We start from the raw sequence: 18,837 nt of genomic DNA, 5'->3' as shown, positions 1-18,837 counted from the left end.
GTTGAACAAATTGCTTGAACACCTGATAATGTTCCTGCATTTGCTGCTGTGGTTACAGTAACTTCTGTTGTTGCTGTGTCATCTGCGCAACCTCCAGTTCCTGTTATTGTATAAGTGATTATTGTTGTTCCAACTGAAACTCCTGTTACAACTCCTGATGCTGAATCTACTGTTGCTACTGCTGGTACTGAACTTGTATACATACCGCCAGTATCACCATCACTACTTATTGTTGTACTTCCTGTTGAACAAATCGCTTGAATACCTGATAGCGTTCCTGCATTTGCTGCTGTAGTTACAGTAACATCTGTTGTTGCTGTGTCATCTGGACATCCTCCAGTTCCTGTTATTGTATACGTAATCGTGGTTGTTCCTGCGGAAACTCCTGTTACTAATCCTGATGCACTGTCTACTATTGCAGCTGCTGTATTAGAACTTGTATAAATTCCACCGGTATCACCATCACTACTTATTGTTGTTGTTCCTGTTGAACAAATTGCTTGAACACCTGATAACGTTCCTGCATCTGCTGCTGTGGTTACAGTAACTTCTGTTGTTGCTGTGTCATCTGCGCAACCTCCAGTTCCTGTTATTGTATAAGTGATTATTGTTGTTCCAACTGAAACTCCAGTTACTACTCCTGATGCTGAATCTACTGTTGCTACTGCTGGTACTGAACTGGTATAAATACCGCCAGTATCACCATCACTACTTATTGTTGTACTTCCTGTTGAACAAATCGCTTGAACACCTGATAGCGTTCCTGCATCTGCTGCTATAGTTACAGTAACATCTGTTGTTGCTGTGTCATCTGGACATCCTCCAGTTCCTGTTATTGTATACGTAATCGTGGTTGTTCCTGCGGAAACTCCTGTTACTAATCCTGATGCACTGTCTACTATTGCAGCTGCTGTATTAGAACTTGTATAAATTCCACCGGTATCACCATCACTACTTATTGTTGTTGTTCCTGTTGAACAAATTGCTTGAACACCTGATAACGTTCCTGCATCTGCTGCTGTGGTTACAGTAACTTCTGTTGTTGCTGTGTCATCTGCGCAACCTCCCGTTCCTGTTATTGTATAAGTGATTATTGTTGTTCCAACTGAAACTCCAGTTACTACTCCTGATGCTGAATCTACTGTTGCTACTGCTGGTACTGAACTGGTATAAATACCGCCAGTATCACCATCACTACTTATTGTTGTACTTCCTGTTGAACAAATCGCTTGAACACCTGATAGCGTTCCTGCATCTGCTGCTATAGTTACAGTAACATCTGTTGTTGCTGTGTCATCTGCACATCCTCCTGTTCCTGTTATTGTATACGTAATCGTAGTTGTTCCTGCGGAAACTCCTGTTACTAATCCTGATGCACTGTCTACTATTGCAGCTGCTGTATTAGAACTTGTATAAATTCCACCGGTATCACCATCACTACTTATTGTTGTTGTTCCTGTTGAACAAATTGCTTGAACACCTGATAACGTTCCTGCATCTGCTGCTGTGGTTACAGTAACTTCTGTTGTTGCTGTGTCATCTGCGCAACCTCCAGTTCCTGTTATTGTATAAGTGATTATTGTTGTTCCAACTGAAACTCCAGTTACTACTCCTGATACTGAATCTACTGTTGCTACTGCTGGTACTGAACTGGTATAAATACCGCCAGTATCACCATCACTACTTATTGTTGTACTTCCTGTTGAACAAATCGCTTGAACACCTGATAGCGTTCCTGCATCTGCTGCTATAGTTACAGTAACATCTGTTGTTGCTGTGTCATCTGCACATCCTCCTGTTCCTGTTATTGTATACGTAATCGTAGTTGTTCCTGCGGAAACTCCTGTTACTAATCCTGATGCACTGTCTATTGTTGCAACACCTATGTTTGAACTTGTATAAATTCCTCCCGTATCACCATCACTACTTATTGTTGTTGTTCCTGTTGAACAAATTACTTGAACACCTGATAGCGTTCCTGCATTTGCTGCTGTAGTTACAGTAACATCTGTTGTTGCTGTGTCATCTGCGCAACCTCCAGTTCCTGTTATTGTATAAGTGATTATTGTTGTTCCAACTGAAACTCCAGTTACTACTCCTGATACTGAATCTACTGTTGCTACTGCTGGTACTGAACTTGTATAAATACCGCCAGTATCACCATCACTACTTATTGTTGTACTTCCTGTTGAACAAATCGCTTGAACACCTGATAGCGTTCCTGCATTTGCTGCTGTAGTTACAGTAACATCTGTTGTTGCTGTGTCATCTGCACATCCTCCTGTTCCTGTTATTGTATACGTAATCGTAGTTGTTCCTGCGGAAACTCCTGTTACTAATCCAGATGCACTGTCTATTGTTGCAACACCTATGTTTGAACTTGTATAAATTCCTCCCGTATCACCATCACTACTTATTGTTGTTGTTCCTGTTGAACAAATTGCTTGAACACCTGATAGCGTTCCTGCATTTACTGCTGTAGTTACAGTAACATCTGTTGTTGCTGTGTCATCTGCGCAACCTCCAGTTCCTGTTATTGTATAAGTGATTATTGTTGTTCCAACTGAAACTCCAGTTACTACTCCTGATACTGAATCTACTGTTGCTACTGCTGGTACTGAACTTGTATAAACACCTCCAGTATCACCATCACTACTTATTGTTGTCGTTCCTGTTGAACAAATCGCTTGAACACCTGATAGCGTTCCTGCATCTGCTGCTATAGTTACAGTAACATCTGTTGTTGCTGTGTCATCTGCACATCCTCCTGTTCCTGTTATTGTATACGTAATCGTAGTTGTTCCTGCGGAAACTCCTGTTACTAATCCTGATGCACTGTCTACTATTGCAGCTGCTGTATTAGAACTTGTATAGATTCCTCCCGTATCACCATCACTACTTATTGTTGTACTTCCTGTTGAACAAATTGCTTGAACACCAGATAGTGTTCCTGCATTTGCTGCTGTAGTTACAGTAACATCCGTTGTTGCTATGTCATCTGGACAACCTCCAGTTCCTGTTATTGTATACGTAATAGTGGTTGTTCCAACTGAAACTCCAGTTACTAATCCTGATGCACTGTCTACTATTGCAGCTGCTGTATTAGAACTTGTATAAATACCGCCAGTATCACCATCACTACTTATTGTTGTACTTCCTGTTGAACAAATCGCTTGAACACCAGATAGCGTTCCTGCATTTGCTGCTGTATTTACAGTAACATCTCGTGTTGCTGTGTCATCTGGACATCCTCCAGTTCCTGTTATTGTATACGTAATAGTAGTTGTTCCTTCGGAAACTGGTGTTACTAATCCTGATGCACTGTCTACTATTGCAGCTGCTGTATTAGAACTTGTGTAAATACCACCGGTATCACCATCACTACTTATTGTTGTTGTTCCTGTTGAACAAATTGCTTGAACACCTGATAGCGTTCCTGCATTTGCTGCTGTGGTTACAGTAACATCTGTTGTTGCTGTGTCATCTGCGCAACCTCCAGTTCCTGTTATTGTATAAGTGATTATTGTTGTTCCAACTGAAACTCCAGTTACTACTCCTGATACTGAATCTACTGTTGCTACTGCTGGTACTGAACTTGTATAAATACCGCCAGTATCACCATCACTACTTATTGTTGTCGTTCCTGTTGAACAAATCGCTTGATCACCAGATAGTGTTCCTGCATCTGCTGCTGTGGTTACAGTAACATCTGTTGTTGCTGTGTCATCTGCACAACCTCCTGTTCCTGTTATTGTATACGTAATCGTAGTTGTTCCTGCTGAAACTCCGGTTACTAATCCTGATGCACTGTCTACTATTGCAGCTGCTGTATTAGAACTTGTATAAATTCCACCGGTATCACCATCACTGCTTATTGTTGTTGTTCCTGTTGAACAAATTGCTTGAACACCTGATAACGTTCCCGCATTTGCTGCTGTGGTTACAGTTATATTTACGGTGTCACTTACCGCTATACATGGTCCCACTGCATTACTTGTTAATGTTAACACGTAAGATCCGGCTGTAGTTGCACTAAAATTTACCGTGTCTGGAGTCGTCGTTGCTGTATTTGGAGTAACCGAACTACCTGCGGGACCACTTGTTACAGTCCAAATTCCTGTAGTAGCTCCTCCTCCAATACTAGCCCCTACTAATTGGTAGCTTACAAATCCATTACATATTGTCGCATCAGATCCTGCTTCTACTATTGGTGCTTCATTTATTACCAACACAAAATCATCTGAAACTGATGTTGTAGAACAACTTCCAGTTCCGGTTACGGTTTTTGTTAATGTTACACTACCTGCTGTTACATCTGCTACACTTGATGTGTAAGTTGGATTTTCTGCTGAAATATTATTGAATGCTCCAGATCCACTTGTTGTCCAAGTTATTGCTCCTCCTGTTGATGTTCCGTCTGTAAACGTATACATGGCATCTGAACAAATGGAATCTGAAGTATCCGTTCCAACATCTGATGTTGGTGCTTCTTCAACTATTATACTTACAGTATCACTTACTATTGTACAAGGTGATGTTGCATCTGTTGTTAACGTTAAAATATATGTTCCTGCTGTTGTTGCACTAAAATTAGCTGTGTCTGGTGTTCCTGTTGCTGTAGTTGGTGTTACAGTTCCATCTCCTGGATTCGTACTTACTGTCCAAATTCCTGTCATTGCACCATCGTCAATACTTGAGCCTACTAATTGGTAGCTTCCAAATCCACTACATAATGTTGTTGCTGATCCTGCTTCTACTATTGGTGCTTCACTTATTGTTAACACAAAATCATCTGAAACTGTTGTTGTTGAACAACTTCCTGTTCCTGTTACTGTTTTTGTTAATGTTACACTTCCTGCAGTTACATCTGCTCCACTTGGTGTGTATGTTGGGTTTTCTGCTGAATTACTACTAAATGCTCCTGAACCACTTGTTGTCCAAACGACTGTACCGCCTGCTGATGTTCCATCTAAAAACGTATACATGGCGTCTGAACAAATGGAATCTGAAGTATCCGTTCCAACATCTGATGTTGGTGCTTCTTCAACTATTATACTTACAGTATCACTTACTATTGTACAAGGTGATGTTGCATCTGTTGTTAACGTTAAAATATATGTTCCTGCTGTTGTTGCACTAAAATTAGCTGTGTCTGGTGTTCCTGTTGCTGTAGTTGGTGTTACAGTTCCATCTCCTGGATTCGTACTTACTGTCCAAATTCCTGTCATTGCGCCATCGTCAATACTTGAGCCTACTAATTGGTAGCTTCCAAAACCACTACATAATGTTGTTGCTGATCCTGCTTCTACTATTGGTGCTTCACTTATTGTTAATACAAAATCATCTGAAACTGTTGTTGTTGAACAACTACCCGTTCCTGTTACTGTTTTGGTTAACGTTACACTTCCTGCAGTTACATCTGCTCCACTTGGTGTGTAAGTTGGGTTTTCTGCTGAATTACTACTAAAGGCTCCAGATCCACTTGTTGTCCAAGAAATTGTTCCGCCTGTTGATGTTCCATCTGTAAACGTATACATAGCGTCTGAACAGATAGAATCTGAACTATCCGTTCCAACATCTGATGTTGGCGCTGTTGATATTGTTATTGTAATTGTTTCTGGGTTTCCTTCACAACCTGCAGAAGAAGTCGCTTGCACAATATAATCTACCGTTAAATCTCCTGTTGTATTATTTGTATATACGTCATTAGCAATAGCATTTGATGAAAGACCTGTTGCTGCTGTTGCATTAGAACCTCCTGCAATTAAACCTCCTTGAGGAGTAACACTTACAATTTCCCAAGTAGCTGCAGCAGAGCTTGTAGGTAATACATCTAAAACAACTCCTATTGCTTCTTCGCTACAAACTGTTGTGTCAAGTACATTTGAAACTTCAGGTTCAGGACTAATTGTTACTGTTATATCAAATATTTGCCCATCACAAGGTGTTGTATCTTCTATAGTTACTTTATAAACTATTGTTACTGGCCCTCCAGTTGTATTTACATAAGTATCTGTTATAAAATCATTACTAGCAGTTGGACGGTTTGGTCCTGCTGGTACATTTAATTGATCTGAGGAAGTTACTGTATATGATGAAGTAAATGATGAGATATTTATATTTAAGGCTACATTAGAACAAGCTGCTTCAGTAAAATCTGGAAAAGGCGGTTCTACTAATCTTAGAATTACTTCTTCTCTTAAAGGATTAACACATGCAGTAGCAGGATCACTAATTTCTGCAAAATAAGAAATAACACCAATTGAATTAAGTTCTGGAGTTGCAACTATATTCCCTCCTGTTATAGCATCATACCATACTACATCTGTATTAGCATTTTCAGCAATTGCATTATTGGCATTAAGCGTTTGTAATGTAGGTGAATCACCACATTCTATTAAATCGACAGCACTAACTAATCTTGGCAGTCTGTTAACTGTTACTATAACATCAAAAGGATCTCCTGAACAATTATTTGGAGCTGGTCCGATAGGAGTTACGGTGTATGTAAGATTAACTGGACTTTGACTTAAATTATCAAAAGTTCCTGAAATGGAAGTACCGCTTCCTGCTGCAGGAGCAGGAGTTATTCCTGGATTTGATGAAATTACTGTATATGTAAAAGTTGTACCAGTTGATATTGTTGTAAGATCTAAAGTATATGGTTCTCCAGAACAAACAGCTTCAGATGTATTAGTACCATCCGGAGCATCAAAAATAGTAAGCGTAACATCTGATCTTGATGCACTAACACAACCAAAGCTGTTACTAACTTCTGCATAATATACAATAGTGTTTACTGTATTTAAAGTAGGATTAGGAACAATAGTTCCTCCTGTTGCTGCGTTATACCAAACAACACTTTCACCTGGTCCTAATGGCAATACATTGTTAGCATCTAAGGTTTGTATTGATGATTCCTCACATTCTTCAATTATATATGTGCCAAAAGCAGGATTTGGTCTTACTTGTGCTGTAGCAGAATCTGAAAATTTTTCGGTACAACCAGGCTCACCTGCATATGAAATATCTACGTTTAATTCATAAGTACCCGGAGTTGTGCCAGCAAGGATTGTTACCGTTTGTTGATTAGCATTTGTAAGTGAAACGTCTCCTGATACAACGGTCCAGTTATAAGTAACAGGTAAATCACCACTAGCATCTGCAGTTGATGTGGTAGACTCACCAACACAAATATCTGGTGATATTAGTGGTGTATTAAGAGTAGGACTTGCAAGAACATCCCAAGTAATACTATCTATACGTGCACAATTTCCTGGAGAAGGACATGGCCCATCTGTTTCGTTACCACTATTTCCAGAAGACCCACCTTTTGATCTTAATTCTAAGCTCACAATTCCATCAGCTGCTAAGGCACTTATATCGTCTCCTATTAAATCTATTGTAACTGTAAATGTTACACCCGAACACTCTGGTCCTCCACTTGGCGGAATCCCTCCTATTATTTCATTATTTTCATCAATTACGACTAACCACTCCGTACCACTGTTAAAATCACCCTCACTACTAATTACTGTTGTAGCATTAGAACAAGTAACTCTTTCTCCATCTGGAACTGTAAAATTATAAAGATAATCTGGACCTTCTGTCCCAACTTGACAATATTGAGGATCAGTTAGATTACCTGATGTTTCAGCCTGATATTCAAAAGAACTAGCAGCACCAGCAGTAGTTTCTGTAGTAATATCGATATCTACAACTATACCTGCATCTCCTGGGTTTCCGCCACCAGCAGGAATAGGATTATAAAACTCGTTTACAATAGCTTGTGTTATTGTAGCACAACCTGGTTTAGCTTGAATTTCGGCCAAGGTTTGTGTTTGCGCACTTAAATTTAAGGAAAACAAAAGGGTTAATAAACCCAACAGCATCTTAAAAAATAAAGATTTAGGAGTAGTTTTTTTTATCATATTAATGTTGATTTTCTATTTATAAAACAGCACCTTTAGTTAGTTATTTATTACAAACAAATTACTATTACCATTGTAAGTGTTACTTTATAATAACTTAGATTTAATTATATAAAGAAATAGTTGATTTAGGCTTTTTTGCACTCTAATTTTAGAGTCTAAATATAAAATGTGTTAAAATTTTAACATATATAAATATACAATTAATCGAGTGTTATTGTAAAAATAGTCGTTTTTTTTTTTAAAAATCAGACAAAACACAATTAAACCCGTTTAAAGTGATTGTTTTTAAAATTACTGAATAAAATAATCATTTCAGATTAACAAAAAGTTAACAAATAGTTATACAATGAGCTTATAAAATTTAGCAACAATTAAGAGCAAATTGAAAGCTCTTATTTAATTAGCAAAAAGAAGTAATAAAAGACGTTTTAAACTAACAGGTAAACTACGTTTATTACCTATTATTAAATAGTTTTAATCTTATGATAGTAAAATCAATTTACAAGAAAAACAAATTAAAAACTTAATAAATTAAGAGCATATACGCCTCATTATTAATACTAAAATGTTAGTTAAATAAAATTTTTAGAAGGAGAAAAACCACTTTTTATTGAGGGTTTAATAAACTAAAAAAAGTAGGAAACAAAAAAAACTACCCTTTCGAGCAGTTTTTTTATTAATTAAAACAGAAAAAATAAACTTTATCTGTTAGTATTTTAACTGAATACTATTTTATATACTGCTTCAAGATATTTTTAAGAAGTCTTACATCTTTATCTTTTTCACGACTTAAATTCTTTTTGTCATCGCATTCGAATAAAGAATAATCGATTTCAATTAAATTGATATCCTTTTTTTCAAGAATATCTTTTCGTCTTTTATTGTATTTAAGAATCTGTTCTCCTCGAGTAATACCACTTACCGTCATAACTTCTAACTTTTCTAAATACTCTTTAGTTTTGTTTTGCTTTTCGGTAAACTCTATAGCTAAATTTGCAGTTTCATAAAAAGCTGCTAAAGGTAATTTTGTTCTTGTTTTCCCTTTTTTGTGCATGTCTCCTAACAAACCTGCAAAAGTGTGCTTACGTGAGGCTTTTTCTTTAAGTAACTCGTCGCAAAGGTCTAAGATGTAGTATTCATCGCTATTTTCTCTTAGTTCTTTAGATCTTTCTTTTTTAGAGACCGTAACTATAGCTTCATTTTCGGTAAACTCAGCACCTTCTCTTACTAAATACCAGTACACAGCAGTTTCTGTTCTTTGTGCATGAACAGATGGTATTGTATCTAGTTTGTTTTCTTTATCTAAAGCTCTTAGTACTTTTCTAAGTGGTAAGCCTTTTTTATTATCTTTTGCAAAAATACCTGCCTCAATTAAAGCTGGCATAATGTCTTTTACTGGAATCCAATCCTTTTTTGTATTTGTATTAAAGTAATTTTCTACTACTTTATTTATTTGGGTGACTTTGTCTTCTTTACTTTCCCTTTTCTCCATAATTGTTACTTTTATATTAATTGTATTAACTACAACTAAAACGGCTGCAAGATAAGCCAATATTATTTTGGAATAATTATACTAATGTTTAATTATGATTAAAAATCATAAAAAAAGCCTCTATCAAATGACGAGGCTTTAAATTTTATGTGTTTTTTTATAGTATACAATAACTACTCTATTAATATCTTATACTCCCAAGGTCCTAATGCTATAGCGTCTCCATTAAGCTCTAATGTTGAATTTGACATATAATCTATATATTTTCCTTTTTGTGGTAATTTAGTTTTCAATTTTTCATTAGATAGGTTTGCAACATAAATTATCGTGCTTCCATTTTTACTACGTTTAAATGCCAAAACATTTTCATTACCTACTTCTATTTCTTCAAAAGATGCAGGATTTTTTCCTCCATTTAAAGCAGAACTAGTATTTTTAAGTTTAGCTAATTTTTCTAATAGTTTCCAGGTCTTTCCTTTAGTATGAGGAAAGCTATCTTTTTCAAAAAACAGTAATCTATGGTCTAAATCATACTCTTGACCAGAATAAATTAATGGCATGCCTGGTGTTAAATAACTTAAAGCAGTCATGGTTTCACTAGCATTATCCATACGTTCCTTTATTGTTCCATTCCAAGAGTTCTCATCATGGTTGGTTACAAAGTTCATAAGAATATTATTAGATTCATAAGTTTCATTTCGATCTTTCATATACGTTATAAAAGCTGTAGCTTTTTCTTCTCCTTGAGCTATTTTATTCATTGCATGATGTCCATCCCATGCATAACCCATATCAAATAAACCATCTTTTAATAATTCTGGTTCCCAAGCTTCCGCTAACATAAAAATGTCTTTTTTAGCTCGTAATTCTGGTATAGCTTGTTCCCAAAAATTGGCTGGTACAGAACCTGCAACATCACATCTAAAACCATCCACACCTTCGTTTGTTAACCAATAGGTCATATCTGCAATCATTTCTTTACGCATCTCTTGGTTGTCGTAATTTAAATCGGCAACATCTGTCCAATCGGTATCTTCAGGATGTACTACTTCTCCTTTATCGTTTTGTGTGTAATATTCTGGATTGGTTTTTAACCAAGTATGATCCCAACCTGTGTGATTAGGTACCCAATCTAAAATCACATAAATTCCGTTATCGTGTGCTGTATTTACCAAGCTTCTAAAATCTTCAATGCTTCCAAATTCTGGATTGATTTTAGTAAAATCGGACACTGCATAATAACTACCTAAATATTTACCTTGTTCTTCTTCTGGGAAATCGGTAGCGAACTTACTATCTTCTCCTCCTGTTGCTTTTCTTTTTGTTTCAGAAATGGGAAAAACTGGCATTAACCAAATCACTTTTACACCTAATTGTTTTAACTGTGGAATGTCTTTTGTGAATGCTTCAAAAGTTCCTTCAGGTGAATATTGACGAATATTTGCTTCATAAATTACAGCAGTTTCTAAATCGGAAGCCGAAATAGGTTTTAGTATTTCTTTTTCGTCTGAAACTGTATTAACTTCTTCTTGTTTTTTTTCTTCTTTACAAGCCAAAATGGTTATAAAAAAAACTAATGCGATTACTTTTTTCATGGTTGTATTTATTGTTGTTTTTCTATTAAAATAATGTTAGAATCTACGTTAATGGTAATGGTTCCGTTAGTAACTTTAAACGTTTCTCCGGAATAAAAATCTTTTACTTGTTGTCCGTCTTTAAAAACAGTCGACACATTAATGCTATGTTCTCCTTTTGGAATTTCTAAACCTATAATAACTTCATCTTTAAAATCATTATTAGTATAACTTCTGCTAAAAACATAAGGCGACTCACTTATCATTTTATGTTTTCCCGCTCCAACTGCTGGATGCTTACTTCTAAACTGACCAAGCTTTTGCCAATGGATTAGTAAATCTTGTTTTTGAGGCAGTTCTTCCCAATTCATGAAACTTCTTAATGTTGCGTCTCCAACAGTTCCTTCAATGGTTAAATCTCTAGCAGATTCGTCGCCATAATAGATTTGAGCTGCTCCAGGAGACAACAATAATCGTGTAGCAGTTTCGAATGTTTTTTCTCTATTTTTATCAAATGGTTGACCATCGTCATGCGATGTTAAATAGTTTAAAACGCCATAATCTTTTAAGTTGCTATTTAAAATACTATCGTAATTTTTAAATTGCTCCTCGTACGATTGTTGTGCAGCATTCCATTTAAATTCAAAATTGATTAAGCTATTAAAAGCATCATCAAAATAGTTGACTTTTTTATCGCCAAAATCGAATGCTTTTCCTGCTGAAATTCCGTAATTATAGACTTCTCCAACCATGTAAAAATTAGTATCGTCTAAAACTTTGTTTGGGTTTTGTTGCTTAAATTCCGTGAAAGCGTTATCACAAATATCTTTAAACTCTTGCCAAACAAAAGCTTCGGTATGTTTTACGGTATCTACTCTGTAACCATCAATCCCAAAATCTCTAACATAATCGCTCAACCATTTCATGATATAAAAACGTGGTGCACGAGGATAATCATTTGCTTCAAAAAAAGCATCTAGCTCTGCCATTTCCTCTTCATAACGGCCTTCTGCTTTCCATTTTTCTACCAATTGTGGTGGTAAATCGACTGCTTCGTTACTTTCAGTTTTAATGTCTGGTAAGTTTTTAACCAAAGTACAAGTGACTGTGTTTTCAAAGTTTTTGTAATCGCATTGCGGACCAATTCTTACCCAATCGTTTGGCCAAACAGGATCTTGATTTGTAACAGGTCCTGTGTGATTAATTACTGCATCTAACAACACACGAATGCCTTTTTTATGTGCAGCATCTACTAGATTTTGCAAATCTTCTTTGGTACCTAGATTGGCATCAATATTAGTCCAATCTTTAGTCCAATAGCCATGAAATCCATAAGTAATTCCAGTACCTTCGTCTGTTCCTCCATGAATTTGCTCTACAATTGGTGACATCCAAATAGCGTTTATACCTAAATTAGAGAAGTAACCTTCTTCAATTTTTTGCGTGATTCCTTTTAAATCGCCACCTTCAAAACCACGTAAAACAGCAGCTTCTTTGTTTCTATTGTAATTAACATCGTTGGTTTTGTCTCCATTATTAAAACGATCGGTTAATAGAAAATAGACGTTTGCAGCTTCCCAAACAAAAGGTGTTTTGGCTTCTTCTTTATGTTGGCTTTCGGCTAAATCTAAATTTGCTTTTTTATCTGTTTTACATCCTAAAAAGCAAAAAAGTAATACCGCTGATGTAAATTGATTTATGTATTTCATTTCAGATTATTTTTTTAATTTAATTCGGATTTCTTTTTCTTCAAAAATTTGCCATTTAACTAAAAGCTCAAGAATATGAGTCTTTTCATTCCAAGTGAAATTAACTTTACGATTGTTAATTTTCACATATTTAGGAGCTCTTGAAATATTATGGATTTTTAAATTTGGGCTAACAGTAGACCTTAAAAAGTTTTCTCCAATGTCTTCTTTTAGATTTATTTTAATTAACTGTTTATCTACTTCTGATTTAAATTTTAAGATTCTAAATCTTCCTTTATCAAAGTCGTCTACTCCTCCATTATCTGTATAATACGAATTCTCACTTTTACTAACAGATACATCATAGTAATAGTTCACATCTAGTTTTAAGGCATTATAGTCTTTTGAAGAATGACCAAAACCAGTAGCAATTGATATTGGAATAAAGCTTCCACCTCTTACAAATGTTGGTATTGAGTTTTCCCTAGTCTCAACAGATACTGTTTCTCCGCCAATAAACTTTTCATTGGTGTAGAAATCAAACCAATTTGATGTTTTTGGAAAATAAACTTCTTTAAATTTCTGTCCAGATTTTAATATAGGAGCGACCAATATATCTTTACCCCAAAGATATGCTGCTGAGTATGCCTTTAATTTGTTATTGTCTTCTTCTTCAAAAAATAATGGTCGCATTAAAGGTGCTCCTGTTTGATTGTTTTCGAATACTAAATTGTAATTGTATGGTAATAATTGGTAACGCAACTCGATAGCTTTTTTAGCTAAAGCTTTTGCTTTATCGCTTCTATACACTGGCTCTGGAGGCACATCTTCTTGCGCATGTGGTCTATAAATAGGTTGAAAAACGCCATATTGTAACCAACGCGCATACAACTCATCATCCAAATTATTACCAGCAAATCCACCTAAATCGCTATGCATATATGCCAAACCTTGCATTCCCATTTGCAGCGCAATTTCTGGTTGAGATTGTAATCCGCCCCAAGTTCTATTAACATCTCCAGACCAAGGCACCATACCATATCGTTGTGATCCAGAATAACCAGCTCTCATTAAAATAAACGGTCGCTTATTAGGGTTACTTTCCAAACTAGCTTCTTGAACTAATTTTGCCCAATCGTGACCATAAATATTATGAACTTCGTCTGCTGTACCTGTAGCATGTAATAAGTTTGAAGGATGTACTTCTGGCTCTCCTAAATCGCCCCAAAAACCATTTACACCTAGCTTAGATAGGTCCTTATAAATATTTTTAAACCACTTACTACCTTTATTACTATAAATATCTATTAAACCTGTATTACCAAAATAAAAATCATATTTAAAAGGATTTCCTATAGAATCCTTTGCTAAAACGTCTTCTTTTACGGCTTCTTCCCAACGCTTAGACGTTGTTAAAACAAAGGGCTCAGTAATCAAAATAGTTTCAACATTTTTTTCCTTTAAATCCTTAATCATCTGTTTTGGATTAGGAAATGAATCTCTATCAAAAGACAAATTTCCCATAGTACCTTGAACCGTTTTACCAAACCAAAACAAGTCTAAAATAATTGCATCAACAGGAATACCGTCTTCTCTAAACTTATCAATAGTCTCCATAACTTCTTTTTGCGAATGGTAACCAAATCGACTAGAAAAATTACCTAAAGCCCAACGCGGCAGCATAGGTTGCCTTCCTGTTAATTGCGTGTAGTTTTTAGTTACATCTAACCAAGAATCACCAACTACAACTTGATAGGTTTTTCTGCCTGAAATGGTTTCGTAAGTCAGTGTATTATCTGTTTTAGAATCTAAATCTAAAAAACCAATGGGCGCATTATCAAAATGAATTAAATACTTATTAGAAGACACCACAATTGGCATCGTGTAATTCATTAATTCACTTCTCTCTTCGTAACCATAATGTGCTTTGTTGTATAACTCTAAACGGTTTCCTCTTCGGTTCATGCCTAACGCTCTTGCGCCTCCACCATATAAAACTTCGTCTGGTTTTAAGTTGAAACTAATAGTTTCAAAGTCATCTGTTTTTTGATAGCCATTTTTTATTGAAGTGATTTCTTTTCCGTCTTTAAAATAGGAAATATGAAAAGGAGCTTTTGTGATTTTTACAGCTAATTGATTTGATTTAAAATTGATTTCGTTTTCTGACTCATTGAAATTCACCTCTGAAAAAGTATCCTTTAAAACCACAGCGTGGGATTTTTTAGTATCTACTGTTTCTCCTGTTGGAATAAAAGTAGTTTCTATAATTTCTGAAGAAAAAAATTGAATGTTAAACGTACCGTCAGAAACGTTTATTTGCAGTTGATTGTTGTTAAACTTCGCATCTACAAATTCTCTTTTTTGAAAAGCATCTTTAAATAACCACGTAATAGCTTCTTCAAAATTATTTCGCCATAATTCTTCATTGTGTTTTCCTTCTGGAACTACTTTAGATTGTATGTTTTTATCGGGAAAACCATTATTTTTTAAAACAGTTAACATGCTATTCATGTCTTTAACTGTTTGACTAATTTCGGTTCGTGACGTTTTTGTTCCTTCTTTTCCGCCAGCTAAAAAGTACATTTTAGTATCTTGGATATTGGCATGCGCTTTAGAAAAGTCAGTTACCGCTTTTGGAGCAAACCAATACGATGGTGAATACACACCAACTTTACCAAAAACCGTTGGATATTTTAAAGCAGCATAATGAGAAATTAATCCTCCCATAGAACTACCAAAAATGGCTGTATTAGTCTTGTCTTTTTTTGTATTGTAATTAGAGTCTATGTAAGGCTTTAATGTATTTACTATAAAATCTGTATAAGCATCGCCTTCACCTCCTCCATATTCTACGTGTTTCCATGGAGAATATTCATCTAAGCGTTTAGAATCACCGTGGTCTATACTAACCACAATAAGTTTAAGGTTGTCTTTAAATAACTTGTTTAAAGTTTCATCTACATTCCACTCGCCATAACCAGAAGTTTTAGCATCAAAAACATTTTGTCCATCGTGCATATAAACCACAGGATAATCTTGCTTTGATATGTTATAATCAGGTGGTAAATAAATAGAAACTCGACGTTTTCTGTTAAGTTGTGGTATATAAAACTCTTCAGAAATAATGGAGACATTTTTTGAAGCTGTAGAAACTTCTTCAACATCAAACAAATGTTTCCAACCTGCTATTTTTACTTGTATTGTATCGTTTGTTTTATTAAATTTATAAATACGATTATCTATTTTCTCACCTGAATTGCTGCTCTCTGAAGCATCCCAATTACCTAGAGTAAACTTATATAAAATACGTTGTTCTGTTTTAGGAAGCGTAATTTGATACTGTCCATTTATTTTTTCTAATTGGTAATCATTATGTCCTCCAGACCAACCTTCAAAATCGCCAGAAATAAATATAGAAGCGTCTTTTGGTGTATCTTCTGGAAGTGCTTCAACAATTAGTGTGACTTGTGCAAATGCTACTTGAAAAAGTAAAAATGATAGTATGTATATAAATTGTTTCATTCTTTAATTTTAAAAGATTCTTCACTTCGTTCTGAATGACAAATCGTTACAATTTTGTGGTTATTAGTATGCTTTCTTTCCAAAGTAAAAGAATCTCATCTTACACATCGGGTTTCACCAATTATGCTATTTTTTGATGTTTTTCCATTTAGAGCTGTTTATGAAACCACATCTTAAAATCTTGTTCAGACAAGAAAAACTAACACTAATTAAAACGACAAATGCAATAGGTGCTAATTTTAGCGTCTTAATTAGTGTGTTTAGTTTAAGCTTTCACCAAGTTATTTGGAGAAATAATTAAGGGTTTATTATTTATAATTATGTTTAAATCTGTATTCCCTTCTAACTCGAAAGTCGTTTCAGACTGTGACACATTTACTTTTAATATTTGATCTCTAAAGTTTACTTTAAACGAATACGCATCCCATTCTTTTGGTATACGAGGTTCAAAATTTAGCATATCATTTTTAATACGCATACCTCCAAAACCTTCTACAATACTCATCCAAGTTCCAGCCATAGAAGTAATGTGTAAACCTTCTTCTACCTCTTTATTATAATCGTCTAAATCTAAACGAGACGTACGTAAATAGAACGTATATGCTTGATCCATTTGGTCTAACTTGGCAGCTTGAATACTGTGCACACAAGGAGAAAGCGAACTTTCATGTACTGTAAATGGTTCGTAAAAATCGAAATGACGTTTTAATTCTTCAGTAGAAAATTGATCTTCAAAGAAGTAAAAACCTTGTAAAGTATCTGCTTGTTTGATGTAAGGCGAACGTAAGATTCTGTCCCAACTCCACTTTTGATTTATTGGTCTATCTACTTTAGGTAAATCTGCAACTGTAATTAATTCTTTATCTAAAAAGCCATCCTGTTGTAAGTACACTTGGTGTTTTTCAGAATATGGAAAATACATATTATCTGCTACTTTTTTCCAAGTATGTAACTCTTCGTGAGTGATTTTTGTTTTTCCTGTAATACGCAAATAATCGTCGTGATGTCCTTCTTTTACTTTGTCAATATTTTCTAACGCATAGTCAATACACCATTTTGCTAAATAGTTAGTGTACCAGTTGTTATTTATATTGTTTTCATATTCATTTGGTCCTGTAACACCTAAAATTACGTACTGGTTTTTATCTGTTGAAAACGTAGCACGTTGTTGCCAAAATCTAGCAATACCAATAAGGACTTCTAATCCCATCTCTGGAATATAACTGTAATCTCCTGTATAACGATAATAGTTAAAAATAGCGAAAGCGATAGCTCCATTTCTATGAATTTCTTCAAAAGTAATTTCCCATTCGTTATGGCATTCTTCACCATTCATGGTTACCATTGGATATAATGCAGCTCCATTTTTGAAGCCTAATTTCTCGGCATTTTCAATTGCTTTTTCTAGGTGATTGTATCTATATTGCAGTAAGCTTCTTGCTACTTTTTGGTCTTTAGTAGCCATGTAAAAAGGAATACAATACGCTTCAGTATCCCAATAGGTACTGCCACCATACTTTTCGCCTGTAAATCCTTTTGGGCCAATATTTAAAGTAGAATCTTTTCCTAAATAGGTTTGATTAAGTTGAAAGATATTAAAACGAATACCTTGTTGTGCTTTTACGTCACCATCGATAGTGATATCTGACATTTCCCAGATTTTAGACCAAGCCTCTTTTTGCTTATTTAAAAGCGCATTGAATCCTAAATCTGAAGCAGTATCTAACGCTTTTTTAGCTGCTGCTACTAATTGGTTTTTATCGTGATTTCTATCTACTGTATAACCTCCAAACTTGTGGATACTTGCAGTTTCTCCTGATTTTAAAGATACTTTGTAAGTAAAAGAAATAAAATTAGGTTGTTTATCTACTTCTGGTGTTTGCTCTTGTTTTATGCTATTTACAAAAACCGAAGACTGCATAAATGTACAGGTATTAAAACCCGTTTTCATGGTTTTTGCTTCAATAAATGCTTGTTCCTTTTCTGTAGTTACATTTAAAGTATCCCAAAACTGGTCGTCCCAATTGGTATCCTCATTAGTAATACCAGAATCTAAATACGGTTGAAATTGAATTGTAGCATCATTATTTAATGGTTTAACCTCATAATTAATAGCTCCAACTTCATCTAAATCTAAACTTAAAAAACGAAGCACCTTCACTTCTACCTCTAAATTATTTTGAAGCGTAGCTGTAAACGATCTAGACAACCAACCTTCTTTCATGTTAAGTTCTCTTCTAAAATTAGAAACCGAAACACAGGTGTTTAAATCTAATTGTTCGCCATTAATTTCTACATTAATACCTATCCAATTTGGTGCATTTAATACTTTTGCAAAATATTCTGGATATCCATTTTTCCACCAACCCACTCTAGTTTTATCTGGATAATAAACACCAGCAATGTAGCTTCCTTGAAAGGTTGGACCTGTGTATTGTTCTTCAAAATTAGCACGTTGTCCCATGGCGCCATTTCCGATACTAAATAAACTTTCTGACGACTTTACTCTTTCTTTATCAAAGCCTTCTTCAATTATAGACCAATTGTCTGGTTGTATATAATCTTGATTCATTTTTTATATTTTTTTGATAAAAATCACTTTGAATAAACTATGCGTGACTTTCAAC

At 35.0% G+C, this 18,837-nt stretch carries 6 protein-coding genes; all 6 read right to left on the bottom strand.

Translation table 11 applies throughout. The annotated features are described in order from the left end of the window. A partial coding sequence (locus Q0935_RS11525) for a PKD-like domain-containing protein (protein WP_299386045.1) occupies positions 1-7,931 on the bottom strand: 7,931 nt, incomplete at its 3' end. 730 nt (positions 7,932-8,661) lie between these two features. Then, on the bottom strand, positions 8,662-9,426 hold the full coding sequence (locus Q0935_RS11520) for a hypothetical protein (protein ID WP_299386044.1): 765 nt from the start codon (positions 9,424-9,426) through the stop codon (positions 8,662-8,664). Positions 9,427-9,599: 173 nt separating this feature from the next. After that, positions 9,600-11,021: an alpha-amylase family glycosyl hydrolase gene (locus Q0935_RS11515; protein ID WP_299386043.1), complete on the bottom strand. Its 1,422-nt coding sequence runs from the start codon at positions 11,019-11,021 to the stop codon at positions 9,600-9,602. A gap of 8 nt (positions 11,022-11,029) precedes the next feature. Continuing rightward, a complete protein-coding gene (locus tag Q0935_RS11510; protein WP_299386042.1) occupies positions 11,030-12,709 on the bottom strand; it encodes an alpha-amylase family glycosyl hydrolase in 1,680 nt (559 codons plus the stop codon). A 6-nt stretch (positions 12,710-12,715) separates the two neighbouring features. Next, positions 12,716-16,210 carry a TIM-barrel domain-containing protein gene (locus tag Q0935_RS11505; RefSeq protein WP_299386040.1) on the bottom strand — a complete coding sequence of 1,165 codons (3,495 nt, stop codon included), beginning with the start codon at positions 16,208-16,210 and terminating at the stop codon, positions 12,716-12,718. A gap of 265 nt (positions 16,211-16,475) precedes the next feature. Next, positions 16,476-18,782 (bottom strand): glycoside hydrolase family 65 protein, encoded by a 2,307-nt coding sequence (locus tag Q0935_RS11500; protein ID WP_299386038.1) that lies wholly within the window; start codon positions 18,780-18,782, stop codon positions 16,476-16,478. Between the last annotated feature and the right edge of the window lie 55 nt (positions 18,783-18,837).

Origin of the sequence: uncultured Lacinutrix sp. (genome assembly GCF_947500605.1) — a bacterium.
GTDB lineage: Bacteria > Bacteroidota > Bacteroidia > Flavobacteriales > Flavobacteriaceae > Lacinutrix.
The sequence above is the reverse complement of the archived record's forward strand: the minus strand, read 5'-3'. Positions and strand labels throughout refer to the sequence as shown.

What these genes read in the sequence shown, in the direction of transcription:
- Q0935_RS11500 (WP_299386038.1), bottom strand. Translation starts at nt 18,782, where the DNA reads ATGAATCAAGATTATATACAACCAGACAATTGGTCTATAATTGAAGAA.
- Q0935_RS11510 (WP_299386042.1), bottom strand. Translation starts at nt 12,709, where the DNA reads ATGAAATACATAAATCAATTTACATCAGCGGTATTACTTTTTTGCTTT.
- Q0935_RS11515 (WP_299386043.1), bottom strand. Translation starts at nt 11,021, where the DNA reads ATGAAAAAAGTAATCGCATTAGTTTTTTTTATAACCATTTTGGCTTGT.
- Q0935_RS11505 (WP_299386040.1), bottom strand. Translation starts at nt 16,210, where the DNA reads ATGAAACAATTTATATACATACTATCATTTTTACTTTTTCAAGTAGCA.
- Q0935_RS11520 (WP_299386044.1), bottom strand. Translation starts at nt 9,426, where the DNA reads ATGGAGAAAAGGGAAAGTAAAGAAGACAAAGTCACCCAAATAAATAAA.